Consider the following 16048-nt stretch of genomic DNA (forward strand, 5'->3'; position numbering starts at 1 on the left):
GGCCGGGAGGGCCGGCGAACATCTGGTAGATCCAGACGCCAAGGCCGTAAGTGCCGACCGTACCGACCGCGAGGACGGGCATCACGACCGCGGTCAGGAACAGGAAGGCGAAAATCTCCATGCGCTTACGGCGCACGCGCGAGGTCGTGTCGTCAGGGGCCGACATATTCGGTCTCTCTGAAATGGTCTTGGGAATCGGGACGGCATCCGGGCCGTTGCCTTGCTGGACTTTAGATACGTTCGAGCCGTTAACGCGTTGATCTGGATCAACCTGTCGAGTTGGCCGCACCCTGTAGTAGGCGCCGGAATCGGGCTCTCAGAGCTACGTGCGGTCGAGGGATCAATCTCCCGCGCGGTGGAATTGCGCGTCCGTAGACAGCGCCGCCTCTCCCATTAAGATGAGCTTAACAACAATAAGGCGGGAGAGGCGTCATGAAGTTCGGCATCTTCTACGAACTGCAACTGCCGCGGCCCTGGGTCGCCGGCGACGAGCTCAGGCTCTACCAGAACGCGCTCTCGCAGATGGAACTCGCCGACAGGCTCGGCTACGACCATGCCTGGGTCGTCGAGCACCACTTCCTCGAGGAATACTCGCACTCGCCCTCACCGGAATCGTTCCTCGCCGCCGCAAGCCAGCGCACGCAGAACATCAGGCTTGGCCACGGCATCCTCCAGCTCACCACCAACCATCCGGCCCGCGTCGCCGAGCGCGTCGCGGTGCTCGACCTGCTCAGTAACGGCCGCTGCGAGTTTGGCATGGGCGAGAGCGCGTCGATCACCGAGCTCACGCCGTTCGGCCGCGACATGGAGACCAAGAAGGAGGTGTTCGAGGAGGCCGTGCGCGCGATCTTCCCGATGTTCAAGGACGGCGGCAGCGAGCATCACGGCAGGTATTTCGACATCCCCTTGCGCAACGTCGTGCCGAAGCCGGTGCAGAAGCCGCATCCGCCGCTGTGGATGGCCTGCTCGCAGCTGCCGACCATCGAGCGCGCCGGCCGCCACGGCTTCGGCGCGCTCGGCTTCCAGTTCGTCAGCGCGGATGCCGCCCATGCCTGGGTGCACGCCTACTACAATGCGATGACCAAGCGGCTCACCAGGCTCGCCGACTACGAGATCAATCCGAACATGGCGCTGGTGTCGTTCTTCATGTGCGCGAAGACCGACGAGGAGGCGCGTGCGCGCGCCGACGGCGCCACCTTCTTCCAGTTCGCGCTGCGGTTCTACGGCGCCTCGCAGAACCGCCAGCGTCCCGCGCCCGGCACCGTCAACATGTGGGACGAGTACAACAAGTGGAAGCGCGACAATCCGGAGGCACAGGAGGCGGCGCTGCGCGGCGGCCTGATCGGCTCGCCCGAAACCATCCGCAGGAAGCTGAAGCGTTTCCAGTCCTCGCACATCGATCAGGTCATCCTGCTCAACCAGGCCGGCAAGAACAGCCACGAGCACATCTGCGAGTCGCTCGAACTGTTCGGCCGCGAGGTGATGCCGGAGTTTCAGAACGATCCGGCGCAGGCGGCGTGGAAGAAGGGCGTGATGAGCGGCGAGATCAAGCTCGAGGAGATCGACACCGAGGCCTTCACCGACCGCTACGGCAAGCTCGCCATCAATGTTGCGCCGGCAAAGGCGGCGGCAGGGTAGGCTTGAGCATATAAATGTCGCAAAAGTCACGGTCGTGACTGCCGCCAAGGTTCAGACCCATGAAGCGACGGCACTATGCCAGTATCATCGGCTTGGTGGTCACTGCGGGTCTGCTCGGTGCTGGGGCTCTGGTCGTCGGCCAGTCGCGCGTGCCATCAGAAGCCGTAGCCTCCTCGGTAACTCGTACACCGGAGCTTATAGAACGCGCGTGGCGCCTGCCGGTAGCAGCCAAATTCCACAGATACGTCAGCTGGCAGTCCAATGGTTCTCGTTGCGGACCCGCTGCTGTTGCGAATGCCTACAGGTCACTTGGTGAGGCGGCAAGCACTGAAGGCAAGGTATTGGCTGGCACAGGGCGGTGCTGGACTGGCGTATGCATTCTGGGCCTTACGCTTGATGAGCTCGCCGAGGTCGCCCGGGCCAACACCAGCCGGAGAGTCACGGTCTTGCGCGATCTCAGCGAAGACCAGCTTCTGGAGCACCTGCGTCGCTCCAACGATCCCGGCAGACGCTACATCGTGAACTTCGATCGCGCGCCAATCTTTGGTGCTGGTGTTGGACATCATTCGCCGATCGGCGGCTATCTCGAAGCCGAGGATTTGGTGTTCGTGCTCGACGTCAATTCCGATTACCAGCCATGGCTGGTCGAGCGGAAGCGGCTGTTTGCCGCTGTAAATACATTCGACGGCGATAAGAAGCGGGGGCTGTTGCTGATCGAATAGCAGGTGTGCAGTGCGCCGGGCCCTTTGCGAGGTGGCTGCCGAAACCGGGCACGTCGGATTGCCCGGGCAGGCCGGCCGTTTCGGACTAGGTGGTGGCGAGCTCTTCAAAAAGATGCGGTTGCACTGTCCGTTGACCCCCAAATTCATGGTAATACTATCGTAATTCGCGTCTGTCCGGGAGGACACAATGGGATGGTTTGACCGACTGTTTGGAAGAACGTCGGCGCCTGCTACCCGATTTCTCGCGAAATTTAGGCGGAAATCACGGGCACCGACTGATCCCGATCTTCTGAAGATTGCCAAAGACCGGAGAGGGCATATCTCGCGGAGAGCCGTGAGAGATGAATATAATCGGCTGCTCTTGGAAAAGTACGCGCACGACAAGTCTTGATGTCTCATCCGATCCAGTCGTGCCACGACGTGCCAATCCTGGCGCTCGTTTCTGGCGACGTCGCCACGTGACCCCCTTTACCTTTACCGACGTGGCGCGCGCCACTCGCGCTGGGGTCCGTTAAGTCATGTTGCTGACGCATTCTCTGTCTTAAGCGGTGAGAACGTAAAACACTGCGTGGGAACCACCCTGGTTCGCACAACGGTTCCGTAGCCGAGGGGTTGGCTCGAATCCGCAAAAGTTGGCGCAAGTTTCATGAACGCTTCCGCGTTCGCTTGGCCTGTTTGCGGCGTCGGGAACCGGACGATCGAAAAAATCACAGGAGTTATGATGCTATTCCGCTCGAGCGCCGCAATCTGCGGCGCCCTGATCGCGCTTGCCATTTCTGTTGCCGTTGCTCGGGCTGAAACGCGGGGAGTTCACGCGAGTGCCGTCGTCGATGCCGCCTCCGGGGATGCGGTCGTTGGCCGCGCATCCATGTACAATCCGTTCAAGCCCGGCAAGGAGGAGGGCGGTCCGAGCACAGCCTCCGGCGAGCGTTATGATCCCTCCGTCTGGGCGGCCGCCATCAAGACGAGTTTGCGTCAGAAATTTGGTGGGGTTCTGTTTGGTGTGAGGCCGAAATTTGCCCTGGTCGAAGCCGTCGGCAAGAAGGTCATCGTCAAGATCAACGACGTCGGACCACTGAGGCCTGGCCGCATCATTGACTTCAACGAGCGGACGATGCGCCATTTCGATCCGAGCCTGGAGCGCGGAGTCATCGACGACGTAAAAGTTAGCCCGCTTGCAGGGGACTATTGGACCCCGGGACCGGTGAGCTGAACCTCCCACGCGAAAGAGGTCGCGTGCGTCTCGGACAGCGGGGCCGCCTCAGCCGCTGCGTATGCAGGCCTCGCCGGCTTCCGGTAAAATCCCCTTGCTGCTATCCTCTCGCAAAAGAACGTCTTGCGGAGGAATATGATGCGGCCCCATGGGATGGCCCTTGATCCAGCGGTCGGCGACGTCACGTCCACAGTGCTCGCCATCGGCCGTCCCGATTTTCCAAAGGTGCTGATCGACACGCTGCGCAGCCAGGCCGGTGTCGGCCATTGCATGGTGTTCGCGCTGAGCCGCGCCGGTGCCGCAAGCTGCGTGCTCGATGCCGGCAACATCCCGATTGGCGGCGATCTCGGCGCGGCCTATGCCGGCCAGTTCCACCAATCCGATCCCAACCGCGATGCGCTGTTCGAAGGCGAGGGCGGCGCGCCGATGATGCTGCCGGCGTTCGCGCCGCGCATGTACGGCGCGCGTTACCGCAAGATCTTCTTCCAGGATTCCGGCATCGTCGACAAATGCGCGACCGCGATCTGGACCGGCGACACCTGCTTCTACGTCAACTTCTATCGCATCGCTGCGCAGGGCCGTTTCGACGCCGCGCAGCGTGAGCGGCTTGAGGCGATCGCGCCTGCGATCAGCGCCAGCGTCGCACGTCATTTCCAGCAGGCCGCGACCGCGACGCCCGACCAGAACCTCGCCGCGCTGTTCGCAACGCGCGCGCCACTCTCCGCGCTGACCCCACGCGAGCAGGAAGTCTGCCGCCGCATCCTCGCAGGGTACAGCTCCGAGGCGATCTCGCGCGCGCTCGGTATCAGCCTGCATTCGACCCTGACCTACCGCAAGCGCGCCTATGAGCGGCTCGGCATCTCCTCGCAGAACGAATTGTTCTCGATCGTGCTGGGCCTGCTCGCGGGGGTGCGGAGCCTGAACTGAGGGGACGCTAAGTCCACGATATCTGCTTCCGAGAGCAAAGCGGACACGCAGTCCGTCCCCTGGTATCGTCGCCTTTTTGACCCATACCGGAAGTCAGCCTGAAGATCAGAAGCGAGGTGAAGAGAACTCGACGGCCGGGACAACCAATTGTGTGATTTGCTAAGCTATTCTTGTCGGGTCGTGGGAGCACGCAATGTCAAAAGCAATTGCCGTCTTGGGCTCCGCTCTGTTCTTCGTCATTGCGCCGTTGGTGCTGGCAGGCTTCGTCCCCTGGTGGGTCACGCAGTGGGAATTTCGGCCGGCTTTTTTCGGCGTCGATCTAACCCGCATCCTCGGCGGCATATTGATCATCGTCGGAGTGCCCGGACTTGTGGACTCATTTGCCCGTTTTGCGCTGGAGGGGCTGGGGACGCCCGCCCCGATCGCGCCGACACAAAAGCTCGTAGTGACTGGCCTTTATCGCTACGTGCGAAATCCGATCTACATCGCGGTCGTCGCAGTCATTCTTGGTCAGGCCCTTTTGTTTGGTGACTGGCATCTCCTCTGGTACGGCGCGCTACTCTGGCTTTTTTTTCATGTCTTTGTGGTGATGTACGAAGAACCGACGCTCAAGCAAACATTCGGCACGGAGTACGAGAGCTTTCTGACCAATGTGCCGCGCTGGATTCCGCGGTTGACGCCATGGCGAGCCGCATAAAGCAATCGCTGCATGGCTCGATGCCGGCTGCCGGACCCGCTCTTTTTGCCGCCATGGGTTTCGCGGCACCTCGACCTCCTTGGACAAATATCCATTATTCCTTACTGCTCCCGTTCGGCGCCCGTCTCCTTGCGCATTTCGTCAATGAGCTTGCGCGCCCAACTTCGACTAGGAATTGGGAAGATCGCCAACTTGCGGCGGCCTAATTCTTACTTCGGCTCTGTAGGCCCGGGGAGGCCAGCCATTCTCTCGGGTGAGAAACGGTCTTGGCTCGTCGATGGCGGATAAACCGCTCCCTGCCGGGCGCAATGCCTTGGGCCTCTTCCCGCAGACGCTGCGCCTCCTCGACGAGCAGTTCTTCCAAAGTGGTATTCTTGAAACGAAGTCTTCTCACCATGGCGTTGCTCCCTCGAATGCAGGCGGAAGCGCGATCGCTCTCTGGGCAATGCCTTCACACGGGCGAAGGTTGCTAAGTTCGTGGCACCTTGGTCGGGCTCGGCTCGCGGGCTATCAAACCACCTTGAACAAAGATTTCGGTTTCGCCGGATCGGGGTAGGTTCGACGCGTGTTATCGACTGCGGCAGGATAGCGTGCACCGCAAGGAGGCTGTGCACCTCAAGGCCCTTGGTGCCAGCCATGGCGGAGTGCCAGCCATGGCGGACCACCCTCCAACCCGCGACCATGGTCCATCGCCGCCACACATCGACCGCCTCACACAGACTGGCGGGTCGATCCGTGCTTCAACGAGTCAGCTCGCACTCACAATCGAGAACTCTAGGACGCTGCCTAGCCTAGGCCACCTCGCCCCTCCCAGTACATAGGCGTCCCATAGTACCGGTGGGTTCGCGTTTCCCAGTCTCGATCCTGCCACGAGTCATCACTGAACTCCGGCGCGTCCCTCAGCTGTTGTTCGGTGATATTGGTTCGAAAACCGCTAAGCGACGTATCGTATGTTAGAGCAGCCCAAGGAATGGGGTAGTGGCTGTGGCCCAATCCAACAAATCCGCCAAAGCTCATGACGGCGTAAGCCACGCGACCTGACACCTTGTCGATAATGAGGTGATCAATCTCACCGATATTTTTTCCATCGGCTCCATAAACCTCGGTTCCTTGAATGTCTTCGCTTGAGATGCATTGATGATCCGGATGGGCTGTTGCGCGGGCCATGGCTCCTCTCCCTCACAGGTGGTTTTGTCGGCTTAACTCGGCCGCTACAGGGGCGTTCCTGGCATCGGAGAACATGTCGCAGCGCCAATCAATCATCTATCGTCGCCGACATCGACCCTAACAACCTCCAGTTCCGAAGCCGCTATGGCGAAAAATCTGCATCAAGGTCGCGATGTCCGGGACCAGGCGTAACTTTCGGCTCTGACGATCAAAAAGCAGGATGTCCGCTAGGCTGCCGCGAGAGGTTTGTTTACCTCGCGAAAAGTCGCCTGTCGGCCCAACGCGGACCTCCACGAAACCCACCGCTATCAGCAGGCACGTGAACCTCATACGCGCCCTGACTGCGTCGCGGCCCCGCGCTCCTAGCAGTCGTCTCCCGCGGTCGCCTTTTGCTGGGACGGTGCGGGCTCGGCCGTCCCGGCCGTGGCCTTCTTTGATCGTTCAGTAGGCGCGGGACGGGTTTGCTCGACCGTGCCTGCCGTCCGATCCGGTTGCTGCGCGGAGGGAGCGGGCTTGGTCGCCGTTGATTGCTCGGCAGCGGTAGGCTGGTTCTGCATCTGGCGCTGCGCGTCTTCCGACGACGTCGCGGTATGCTCTGAGGCTTTGCTCATCGCAGATGTCGGCGGATGCTGCGTGGAATCAGCTGCTGTGGAACCAGTGGTTTGTCCGGTATAGCCTGGGACATTCCCCGATCCTGCATCGCGGCTCGCCGTGTTGCAGGGACCGGCATACACGGAACTGGCGCTGAAGGCGAGCGCAGCGCCCAAGATCATAAGTCTGTTGGCGATCATAGCCTTTCTCCTCAGTTAGGACTCTGGAGAATTGAACAAAAGTGTTGGGCTTTCCGTTCCGAGCGTGTGAATGCAGCGCCCACATGGACGAATGCCTGATTTCGCCGGGCTTGTTGCCGAGTTCGCCGGTCGAGTAGGAGAGCATCGCCTCGACGGTCGGCTTGCGGAGCGCACGCCCGATCCGTTCCGCAAGCGCTATTGCAGGAACGGCAAACCGGATCTCAAAGGCCGGTGGTCGCGTAGTCCTTATGGCGGACACCCAAACTGCTCAGCAGCTGAATGTACCTCACCAATCGCTTCGGTGGGTTGGGGAATGAATGACGTACCTAAAGAAGGTTTCCGCTGTTGGCCCGTTGGCCGAACAACGAGGCGCCTATCGTCACGTCGGCTGTCAACCGGACGCGGGGCTGGTTTCGCCTCGCCTACCGCTTGTGACCCTGGCTGTGTGAAAACGCTGGCTGTTGTTATGATTCTCTCGTGATTCTGCGGGGGAATTGATGAGGCGCTTCGTTGAAGGGGCGGATCGTGGGCAGTGGACGCTGCTGCCCGAATGCCTCGATGATTTTATTGACGAGAGCAACCCTGTTCGCGTGATCGACGCGTTTGTCGATGCGCTGGATTTGGCTGAGATGGGTTTTGCGGGGGCGGAGCCGGCGGCGACTGGCCGGCCATCGTACCACCCCGCGGTGCTCCTCAAGCTTTACATCTATGGCTACCTGAACCGAGTGCAGTCCAGCCGGCGGTTGGAACGGGAAGCCGGACGTAATGTCGAGGTGATGTGGCTGCTGGGTCGTCTCGCTCCTGATCACAAGACGATCGCGGACTTCCGCAAGGACAACGGCCTAGCCCTTCGCAAGGCATGTGCGCGCTTCGTCGAACTCTGCCGTGAGATGGGCCTTCTCGCGACGACGAGCGTCGCCATCGACGGCAGCAAGTTCAAGGCCGTGAACAACCGGGACAGGAACTTCACACGGGCGAAGGTGGAGCGGCGGCGTGCGCAGCTGGAGGAGAGCGTCGCGCGCTATCTGAGCCAACTTGACACGGCCGACCGCCAGGAGCCGACGGAGGCGCTGGCCGCAAAGGTGACGAGGCTGACCGAGAAGCTGACGAAGCTGAAGGAGGAAATGGGCAAGCTTGCCGTTTACGAGAAGCAGATGCTGGCTTCGCCCGACCAGCAAATCTCCCTGACCGATCCCGACAGCCGTTCGATGGCAACGAGCGGCCGCGGTTCCGGCGTCGTCGGCTACAACGTGCAGGTTGCCGTCGATACCGAGCATCATCTGATTGTGGCGCACGAGGTCACGACCAGCGGCTCGGATCGGGCGCAACTGGCTAACATGGCCAAGCAAGCGAAGGCTGTTCTCCAGAGCGAGACGCTCGAGGCTGTAGCCGATCGCGGCTACTTCAGCAGCCTGGAGATCCTCGCGTGCCACGAGGCCGGCGTCACGGTAACTCTGCCCAAGCCGCAAACGTCGGGTGCCAAGTCAGATGGGCGCTTCGGCAAGCAGGACTTTGTCTATTTGCCGGAGGAAGATGCCTATCGCTGTCCGGCTGGGGAGCAACTGCCATATCGCTTCACGGGCGAGGAAGATGGCAAGCAGATAAGGCGCTACTGGACCACAGCCTGTCAGAACTGTTCACTCAAGTCCCAGTGTACGACAGGGCCGGAGCGGCGGATTCCACGATGGGAGCAAGAGCATCTGCTCGAAGCTGTGCAGCAGCGCCTTGATGCAAATCCACAAGCCATGCGCCAGCGTCGGGAGACGGTCGAGCATCCGTTCGGCACGATGAAGGCCCGCATGGGAGCGACGCACTTCCTCACCAAAACGCTCCCAAAAGTAGCGGCCGAGATGGCGCTCTCGGTTCTGGCCTACAATCTGACACGGGTCATGAACATAGTCGGGACCAAGCCACTGATCGCTGCGATCGCGGCCTGAGACAGACGCCGTTCCTAGCCTCCTGGACCGACGCCCTTTGAAGCCGTTTTTACACGGCCAAGACCCAGAGCGGACGTGCATCCATAGCATGACACTGTTGCGAACACGATGCCGTCAAAGCGTGACCAACTGTACTGGCAGAGTTGTATCGACGTCCAAAAACCAAGCGTCCGCAAAACATCGCACGTCTTCGATCGACTCGTTTGGATGCGAAGTCGTGTTTATGAATCGACTAGAATCATCGCCGAGACCGACAACCAGTTCATCAATAACGTCCTCCACTCTGCGGCAGTCGGGGCCGACCACACAAACCAAGACAACCTTGTCTTGGATGCATTGTTCAACGAACGCCTCAAGCTTCGGTGAATCCCAAGGTGGTGCGTAGAGGATCACTCTCTGTGCATAATTCATCAAATCCGCCAATCGACAAAAATCGGAAGAGTCGCGAGCGGTCCTAATATATCACGGACGCCCTTACAGTGACCTGCGCTCAACATCTCAATTTTTGAAATGTCCGGTTGTGGCCCAACAGCCGACATTCGCTGGTGGAGCCCCCAATTTCATGTCGCCGAACAGGAGCTCGGCGTTAACCATCGCTGGCGGTTCCGGCCTGAACGAGATCGCTTCGAAGTTTCTTAAATTTTGCTCGGTACCTCTCTTGGGCATGGTGACCTGGGGGAAGACATGAGCAAGCGGGCCAAACGTGGAAAGGCAGAGGCGCTCGCAATACCAATGGTCGCGAGAGTCGCAATTGGCGCCGTGGCCGTTGCCGTCGTGGGGTACAGTTTGCTGTCTCGCCCGACGAGCGTGCAACCGGTACGGAAGCCGTCCGCACCACAAGCCCAAGTCCAAGCACAGGCATCGTCGACGCCGGTTTACGTGGCAACTCCGGTTCATGCATCAGCGCCGGCTCCAGCTCCCGCTCCGATTCCGGCCCCGGCGCCTCTGGTCGAGCCGCCAAAGGCCGCGGACGGTCCCGGAGCATTGGTCCGGCAGGTGGTTGATTACGCCAGTCGCCAGACGCCGGGCACCGTGATCATCGATACCGGAAACACATTCCTTTATTTCGTTCTGAACGACAGGCAAGCGATGCGCTACGGCATCGGTGTCGGCCGCGAAGGTTTTACCTGGTCCGGTGAGCAGACCGTGGCCCGTAAGGCCGAATGGCCGGATTGGCATCCGCCCGCGGAGATGGTCTCGCGTCAGCCTTATCTGCCGCGCTTCATGGCAGGTGGCCCCGGCAACCCGCTCGGCGCCCGGGCGATGTATCTGGGCGAGACCGAATATCGCATTCACGGCACCAACAATCCCGATACGATCGGGAAGCGGGTGTCGTCCGGCTGTATCCGGCTGACCAATGAGGACGTGACGGACCTCTATGAGCGGGTGAAAGTCGGAGCGAAAGTGATCGTGCTTCCGGCAAATGCTGCCCGTCGACCGTCCCAGGGAGCGCCGGCCGACGCCGCTTTCCGATTGCCGGACCCGGCATCGCCGCCGAAGCGGCCCTTGGGGGCCAACGCACAGATGCTGCCGTCCGGACCGAAGATCGCCGAGGCGCAGTAACGCGCGGTTCTGACGGTCATTCTGGGAACTCGCACGCTCGGCGCGGGCAAACATCCGGCGACCCCCAAGCTAACCCGACGATCGCCTCTCCAGGGCCGCCGCGATATTGTCCAAGGCGGCGTTCCTGCGCTTTATTTCGACGAGCTCATTCTCGCACATCTGAATCATTGTCGGTCCGGACCACCGTCCGGACGCATGGGCGTCCCTTCGACAACAAAGCCAGATCAACGCAGCCAGAAAGACAGCAGCAGCGAGCCATGATAGCACCTGCTCCGGATCGAAGTCGGCGATGGCGCGGCGGAAATCGCCCTTGAAAAGGTACGCCATGGCGCGATTGCTGTAGGCGGCCCCATCATTCGGATCGAGCGCGATCATCTGATCGTAGTCGGCGATGGCGCGGTCGAAGTCGCCCTTGGTTTGATAAGCGTAGCCGCGGGCGAAGTAAGCATCCCTGTATTGCGGATAGAGTGCGATCGCCTGACTACAGTCGGCGATGACGCGATCGACGTCACCCTTTGCCCTGTACGCAAAAGCGCGGCTGTAGTAGGCGAGCGCATATTTCGGATAGAGCGCGATCACCTGGTCGTAGTCGGCGATGGCACGATCAAGATCGCCTTTGGCCAAGTAGGTGGCACCTCGGGCGGTGAGGGTGACGTAGTTGCTCGCATCCAGCTGGATACTCTCGGTATAGTCCGCGATGGCACGGTCGTTGTCGCCTTTGGCCTGGTAGGCGTAGCCGCGCTCGCCGTATCCGGCCCGCTTTCCATAGTTTGACAGGCCACCTTCGAATGCCTGGTTGACGTCGGCAATCGCCCGGTCGTAGTCGTGCCGTTGGTTGTAGATGTGCGCCCGATTGAGCAGCGAGCCGACAGCTTCGGGATCAATCCGGATCGCCTCGGTGTAATCCTTGAAGGCGCGGTCGATGCGATCGGCGAGGCTTGTCTGCGACCAGGAATAGCCGCGCGTATGATACAAGGTGGAGAGGTCCCGGTCCTTGTAATCTCCGCTTTCGATCGCGCGCGTACAGGCGGCGATGGTCGCGGCTGCGGCTTCCCTCGATCCTTTCAAGCACTCCTGCCGGTCGTCGGCTGCCGCTGGCCGGCTGACGGCAGCGGCTGTTGCGAGTGCCAAAACGACCAGCCAGGCGCGCGCGGAAAACCCTGTGCGCATGTCCCTGCTCCCTGCGATGCGCCAGCGCTAACCCGGAGACGGCTTTTCCAGAGCCACCGCGATCCTCTCCAGCAACGCATTGGTGCGCCTGTTTTCGGCGAGCTGCTGCTCGTAGAGATCGACCCAATTCGTGCCGGATGATCCGCGCAAGTTCCTGCGCGAAAGCCACAGCCATACGCCCACCAGCACCAGAAACGGCAACCAGGACACGATGAGACTAACCACCCAGGGCGGCGAACCACCGCCTGACCGGTTGAGCAACGAAAACAAAACGACGAGAGCGCCGACGAGACTGATCCACATCGCAACCAACAGAAGCCGAGAGCGAGGCTTGGTCATTCCAGTCACTGAAGTTCCCTTGGTTGATCTAAGGAAGCATATGCTATCATTGGTTGATCTAACTTCCATCCTCTCGCGCAGGCAGTCGCCTCATTTGGTTAGCCGTTCCTTTGCGGGATGCCCCTTCTTGTGAAGGCACGCTCCGATGCCGTCTGTCCCTATCGCTAGGGACAGACGCCGGCGCGGGACTTCGCTAGTCTCCTGAAGGAAACGAGATCCAGAGGAACGCCGTCTTGAGCACCGCGCCGCGCATCGACATCGACCCTGCTTCGTTCTGGGCCGACCCCTATCCGATGCTTGCAAAAATGCGCAAGGAGGCGCCGATCGCCTTCGTGCCGCAGCTCGGCTCGACGCTGCTGACGAGCCGCGACGACATCTCGATCTCGGAGAAGCAGATCGACGTGTTCTCCTCGCATCAGCCCGCCGGCCTGATGAACCGGCTGATGGGCCACAACATGATGCGCAAGGATGGCGAGGCGCACCAGGTCGAGCGGCGCGCGATGTTTCCGACGATCTCGCCCAAGACGGTGAAGGCGCACTGGACCGCGCAATTCCAGGCCCATGCCGACCGGATCATCGACGTGATCGAGCCCGGGCGGATCGACTTCATGCGCGACTTCGCGCTGCCGTTCTCGGGCGAGTGCCTGAAGTCGATCACCGGCCTCACCAACATTCGATATCAGGACATGGACGCGTGGTCGCAGGGCATGATCGAGGGCATCGCGAACTACGCGGGCGACCCGGCCGTCGAATCGCGCTGCCATGCCGCGACGTCAGGCATCGATGCTGCGATCGACGACATCCTGCCGGCGCTGCGCAAGCATCCCGATCAGAGCATCCTCGGCGTGCTCCTCGCCTCCGGCATGCCGACGGAGAGCGTGCGAGCCAACGTCAAGCTTGCGATATCAGGCGGCCAGAACGAGCCGCGCAAGGCGATCGCCGGCACGGTGTGGGCGCTGCTGAGCCATCCGGAGCAGCTCGCTCTGGTGCGCAAGGGCGAGGTGTCGTGGCTCCAGGCGTTCGAGGAATATGCCCGCTGGATCTCGCCGATCGGCATGTCGCCGCGGCGCATCGCAAAGCCGTGGAGTATCCGCGACGTGTCGTTCGAGCTCGACGAGCGCGTGTTCCTGATGTTCGGCTCGGCCAATCGCGACGAGAAGCATTTTGAGCGCGCCGACCAGTTCGACGTGCGGCGCGACACGTCCAAGAGCGTCGCCTTCGGCGCCGGCCCGCATTTCTGCGCCGGCGCCTGGGCCTCGCGCGCGATGATCGCCGACGTCGCGCTGCCGACGGTGTTCGCGCGTTCTCAAAAGCTGGAGATCGCGGACGACGAGCCGGTGCGGATCGGCGGCTGGGCGTTTCGTGGGCTGCAAAATCTGCCAGTGAGGTGGCATTAGCTCGCGGCGTACTTTGGTGTCATCGCCCGCCTTGTGCGCAATTGCGCACTGGGGCGGGCGATCCAGTATTCCAGAGACAGTCGTTTGATACGGAGACGCCGCGGCGTACTGGATTTCCCGCCTTCGCGGGGAATCACAGCGGAGGTGGTGGATGGTGTTTGGGCCGACAATTCCCAGTCCGCCATGATGCCATCATGCCCCTGTTTTGCCCGACGTGTCAAACATACTTCGGATAATACGCAAGTCGTTGTTTTCGTTCACCCCGTCTACTGTGCATGGGGTTGTTTTCGGCATTTATGTTCCGACGCTGGAGCGCTGGATCAAATCCGAACGGGCTCTCACGTTCGCGTGCGGAAAAGATCCCTCTGCATGAGCGCGGCCGCTTGAAAGATTAATGATGCGCCGCGCCGCGCGCGCAGTGCTCGCATCGCTATTTTTCCGCGCGTCTCGACAGCTCCGCTGACCCACACCATCATTCCCGAAACGTGAATGATGACGGCCGCGCGCGGCCGGGAGTGTGGAATGCAGCGTCGCGACTTCTTGAAGCTTTCGGTTGGAACTGCGGCCGCCGCTGCGTTTGCCTCGCGTGCCAGCGCGCAAGGAACGTCACAAGGCGCGGTGAAGGAAATTCGTATCGGCTACCAGAAGAACGGTGTGCTGGTCATCACGCGCCAGCAGGCCGCTCTGGAAAAACATTTCGCTCCCTTAGGCATCGAGGTGAAATGGGTCGAGTTTTCCTCGGGTCCCCCGATGATGGAGGCGATAAACGTCGGCAGCGTCGATTACGGCGCGGTCGGCGATTCCCCGCCGGTGTTCGCCCAGGCCGCGGGCGCTGCGATCGTCTATGCCGCCGGCCAGCCCATCACCAACGGCCAGGGCATTTTGGTGCCGAAGGATTCGCCGATCCGCTCCATCGCCGAGCTGAAAGGCAGGCGCGTCGGCTTCACCAAGGGTTCCAGCGCCCACAACATCGTGGTGCAGACGCTGGAGAAGGCCGGCCTGACCTATGCCGACATCACGCCGGTCTATCTGACGCCGCCGGACGCCGGACCTGCCTTCGCCAATGGCAGCATCGAGGCCTGGGCGATCTGGGACCCGTACTTTGCGATCGGCGAGACCAGGCAGAACGGCCGCGTCCTGATCAATGCGCGCGAGGTCACCAAGACCAATTCCTTCTACATCGCCAACCGAGATTTCGCGAAGAACCACGGCGCGACCCTGCAGCAGATCGTCGACGTCACGACCGCGACCGCCAGATGGGCCGAGCAGCATCGCGACGAGGTCGCCAGATCGCTGGCCGCGGTCACCGGCATTCCGCTGGATATCCAGACCATCGCGGCGGACCGTTCGTCCTTCGTGGTCGGTCCTGTCACCGACGAGATCGTCGCGACCCAGCAGGGCGTTGCCGACCGTTTCTACAGGCTCGGCCTGATCCCGAGGCCGATCGTCATCCGCGACATCGTCTGGCGCAACCCGGCAGCCTGACCGTGCCGACCAATCTCCCCGATCCAAAAGGTTTGAACATGAGGCGCATCATTCAGCGTCTGATCGCGGCCATTGTGCTGTCGATCGGCATCGTCGCCGCCGCCGTCGGCACCTCCTACGGCCAGGACAGACAAGGCAAGGTGGTTCGCATCGGTTACCAGAAATACGGCAAGCTGGTGCTGCTCAAGAGCAAGGGCACGCTGGAGCCGAAGCTCGCCGCCGACGGCTACAAGGTGGTTTGGACGGAATTCCCATCAGGCCCGCCGCTGCTCGAAGCGCTCAATGTCGGCGTGATCGATTTCGGCAACACTGGCGAAGCCCCGCCGATCTTCGCCCAGGCCGCCGGTGCGCCGATCCAGTACGTCGCGTATGAGCCGCCGGCGCCGAAGGGCGAGGCGATCCTGGTGCCGAAGGACAGCCCGCTGAAGTCGGTCGCTGACCTCAGGGGCAAGAAAATCGCGCTCAACAAGGGCTCCAACGTCCACTATCTCCTGGTCAAGTCGCTGGAGAAGGCCGGTGTCAAATACTCCGAGATCGAGCCGGTGTTCCTGGCGCCGGCCGATGCGCGCGCCGCCTTCGAGCGTGGCGTGGTCGATGCCTGGGTGATCTGGGATCCGTTCCAGGCGGCGGCGGAAGCGGCCACCGGCGCGCGCGCGCTCGCCGACGGCACCGGCGTCGTCGCCAACTATCAGTTCTATTTCTCCTCGAAGAAATTCCTCGAAGCCAATCCGACGATCGTCGACGCCGTGCTTGCCGAGCTCAGCACGGTCGACGATTGGGCCAAGGGCGACATTCATGCGGTCGCCGAGCAGCTGGCGCCATCAATCGGGTTGTCGGTTGCGGTGGTCGAGGTCGCGCTGAAGCGGCAGGCCTACGGCATCAAGCCGATCACCGATGCCGTCATCGCAGATCAGCAGCAGGTTGCCGACGCATTCTTCGCCCTCAACCTGATCCCCAGATCCATCCGGATTTCCGACGTGGCGCGGAAGCCGGGAACGTGAG

The 16048-nt window shown here is 61.5% G+C and carries 15 protein-coding genes; 10 read left to right on the plus strand and 5 right to left on the minus strand.

Annotated features, from left to right (window positions below):
- Positions 1–166 (minus strand): periplasmic nitrate reductase, NapE protein (gene napE / locus GPL20_RS36980; RefSeq protein WP_157337404.1); only part of this gene is annotated, 166 nt, incomplete at its 3' end.
- Positions 167–432: 266 nt separating this feature from the next.
- Here napE and GPL20_RS36985 point away from each other — a divergent pair.
- The 5 genes from GPL20_RS36985 to GPL20_RS37005 all read left to right on the plus strand — a co-directional run bounded on the left by GPL20_RS36985 (position 433) and on the right by GPL20_RS37005 (position 5197).
- On the plus strand, positions 433–1638 hold the full coding sequence (locus tag GPL20_RS36985; RefSeq protein WP_157337406.1) for an LLM class flavin-dependent oxidoreductase: 1206 nt from the start codon (positions 433–435) through the stop codon (positions 1636–1638).
- A gap of 59 nt (positions 1639–1697) precedes the next feature.
- The gene (locus GPL20_RS36990; protein ID WP_157337408.1) at positions 1698–2360 is read left to right on the plus strand and encodes a phytochelatin synthase family protein; all 663 of its coding nucleotides are present in this window, start codon (positions 1698–1700) and stop codon (positions 2358–2360) included.
- Between the two features lie 718 nt (positions 2361–3078).
- The gene (locus tag GPL20_RS36995; RefSeq protein WP_205751238.1) at positions 3079–3573 is read left to right on the plus strand and encodes a septal ring lytic transglycosylase RlpA family protein; all 495 of its coding nucleotides are present in this window, start codon (positions 3079–3081) and stop codon (positions 3571–3573) included.
- Between the two features lie 138 nt (positions 3574–3711).
- Complete coding sequence (locus GPL20_RS37000; protein ID WP_157337454.1) at positions 3712–4500, plus strand: helix-turn-helix transcriptional regulator; 789 nt, start codon at positions 3712–3714, stop codon at positions 4498–4500.
- Positions 4501–4693: 193 nt separating this feature from the next.
- Positions 4694–5197: a methyltransferase family protein gene (locus tag GPL20_RS37005; protein WP_157337409.1), complete on the plus strand. Its 504-nt coding sequence runs from the start codon at positions 4694–4696 to the stop codon at positions 5195–5197.
- 786 nt (positions 5198–5983) lie between these two features.
- On the opposite strand, the gene GPL20_RS37010 is transcribed toward GPL20_RS37005, so the two are convergent.
- The gene (locus tag GPL20_RS37010; RefSeq protein ID WP_157337411.1) at positions 5984–6364 is read right to left on the minus strand and encodes a PRC-barrel domain-containing protein; all 381 of its coding nucleotides are present in this window, start codon (positions 6362–6364) and stop codon (positions 5984–5986) included.
- Positions 6365–7652: 1288 nt separating this feature from the next.
- Between GPL20_RS37010 and GPL20_RS37020 the strand changes: the two genes are divergently transcribed.
- Positions 7653–9092, plus strand: a complete 1440-nt coding sequence (locus GPL20_RS37020) for an IS1182 family transposase (RefSeq protein WP_157337415.1) — start codon at positions 7653–7655, stop codon at positions 9090–9092.
- 114 nt (positions 9093–9206) lie between these two features.
- Here GPL20_RS37020 and GPL20_RS37025 read toward each other — a convergent pair whose 3' ends face one another.
- Complete coding sequence (locus GPL20_RS37025) at positions 9207–9515, minus strand: DUF7684 family protein (RefSeq protein ID WP_488226138.1); 309 nt, start codon at positions 9513–9515, stop codon at positions 9207–9209.
- Positions 9516–9776: 261 nt separating this feature from the next.
- Here GPL20_RS37025 and GPL20_RS37030 point away from each other — a divergent pair, with 261 nt between their 5' ends.
- Positions 9777–10655 (plus strand): L,D-transpeptidase, encoded by an 879-nt coding sequence (locus GPL20_RS37030; RefSeq protein ID WP_157337417.1) that lies wholly within the window; start codon positions 9777–9779, stop codon positions 10653–10655.
- A 69-nt stretch (positions 10656–10724) separates the two neighbouring features.
- Here the strand turns inward: GPL20_RS37030 and GPL20_RS37035 are convergent, their stop codons facing one another.
- Both GPL20_RS37035 and GPL20_RS37040 read right to left on the minus strand, forming a co-directional pair.
- Positions 10725–11825, minus strand: coding sequence for a tetratricopeptide repeat protein (locus GPL20_RS37035; protein WP_157337419.1), 1101 nt, complete (start codon positions 11823–11825; stop codon positions 10725–10727).
- A gap of 27 nt (positions 11826–11852) precedes the next feature.
- Positions 11853–12164 (minus strand): hypothetical protein, encoded by a 312-nt coding sequence (locus GPL20_RS37040; protein WP_246251276.1) that lies wholly within the window; start codon positions 12162–12164, stop codon positions 11853–11855.
- A 233-nt stretch (positions 12165–12397) separates the two neighbouring features.
- Here GPL20_RS37040 and GPL20_RS37045 point away from each other — a divergent pair, with 233 nt between their 5' ends.
- The 3 genes from GPL20_RS37045 (at position 12398) to GPL20_RS37055 (ending at position 16047) form a co-directional block, all read left to right on the plus strand.
- Positions 12398–13561 carry a cytochrome P450 gene (locus tag GPL20_RS37045; RefSeq protein WP_157337421.1) on the plus strand — a complete coding sequence of 388 codons (1164 nt, stop codon included), beginning with the start codon at positions 12398–12400 and terminating at the stop codon, positions 13559–13561.
- Positions 13562–14083: 522 nt separating this feature from the next.
- Positions 14084–15046: a sulfonate ABC transporter substrate-binding protein gene (locus GPL20_RS37050; RefSeq protein ID WP_157337422.1), complete on the plus strand. Its 963-nt coding sequence runs from the start codon at positions 14084–14086 to the stop codon at positions 15044–15046.
- 38 nt (positions 15047–15084) lie between these two features.
- Entirely contained in the window at positions 15085–16047 is a 963-nt protein-coding gene (locus GPL20_RS37055) for a sulfonate ABC transporter substrate-binding protein (protein WP_157337423.1), read from the plus strand.
- Position 16048 lies beyond the last annotated feature (1 nt).

Source organism: Bradyrhizobium cajani, assembly GCF_009759665.1.
Lineage (GTDB): Bacteria > Pseudomonadota > Alphaproteobacteria > Rhizobiales > Xanthobacteraceae > Bradyrhizobium > Bradyrhizobium cajani.

Excerpts from the sequence above, each read along its gene's own strand:
- GPL20_RS36985 (WP_157337406.1), top strand. The coding sequence starts at position 433 with ATGAAGTTCGGCATCTTCTACGAACTGCAACTGCCGCGGCCCTGGGTC.
- GPL20_RS36990 (WP_157337408.1), top strand. The coding sequence starts at position 1,698 with ATGAAGCGACGGCACTATGCCAGTATCATCGGCTTGGTGGTCACTGCG.
- GPL20_RS36995 (WP_205751238.1), top strand. The coding sequence starts at position 3,079 with ATGATGCTATTCCGCTCGAGCGCCGCAATCTGCGGCGCCCTGATCGCG.
- GPL20_RS37000 (WP_157337454.1), top strand. The coding sequence starts at position 3,712 with ATGCGGCCCCATGGGATGGCCCTTGATCCAGCGGTCGGCGACGTCACG.
- GPL20_RS37005 (WP_157337409.1), top strand. The coding sequence starts at position 4,694 with ATGTCAAAAGCAATTGCCGTCTTGGGCTCCGCTCTGTTCTTCGTCATT.
- GPL20_RS37010 (WP_157337411.1), bottom strand. The coding sequence starts at position 6,364 with ATGGCCCGCGCAACAGCCCATCCGGATCATCAATGCATCTCAAGCGAA.
- GPL20_RS37020 (WP_157337415.1), top strand. The coding sequence starts at position 7,653 with ATGAGGCGCTTCGTTGAAGGGGCGGATCGTGGGCAGTGGACGCTGCTG.
- GPL20_RS37030 (WP_157337417.1), top strand. The coding sequence starts at position 9,777 with ATGAGCAAGCGGGCCAAACGTGGAAAGGCAGAGGCGCTCGCAATACCA.
- GPL20_RS37035 (WP_157337419.1), bottom strand. The coding sequence starts at position 11,825 with ATGCGCACAGGGTTTTCCGCGCGCGCCTGGCTGGTCGTTTTGGCACTC.
- GPL20_RS37040 (WP_246251276.1), bottom strand. The coding sequence starts at position 12,164 with ATGACCAAGCCTCGCTCTCGGCTTCTGTTGGTTGCGATGTGGATCAGT.
- GPL20_RS37050 (WP_157337422.1), top strand. The coding sequence starts at position 14,084 with ATGCAGCGTCGCGACTTCTTGAAGCTTTCGGTTGGAACTGCGGCCGCC.
- GPL20_RS37055 (WP_157337423.1), top strand. The coding sequence starts at position 15,085 with ATGAGGCGCATCATTCAGCGTCTGATCGCGGCCATTGTGCTGTCGATC.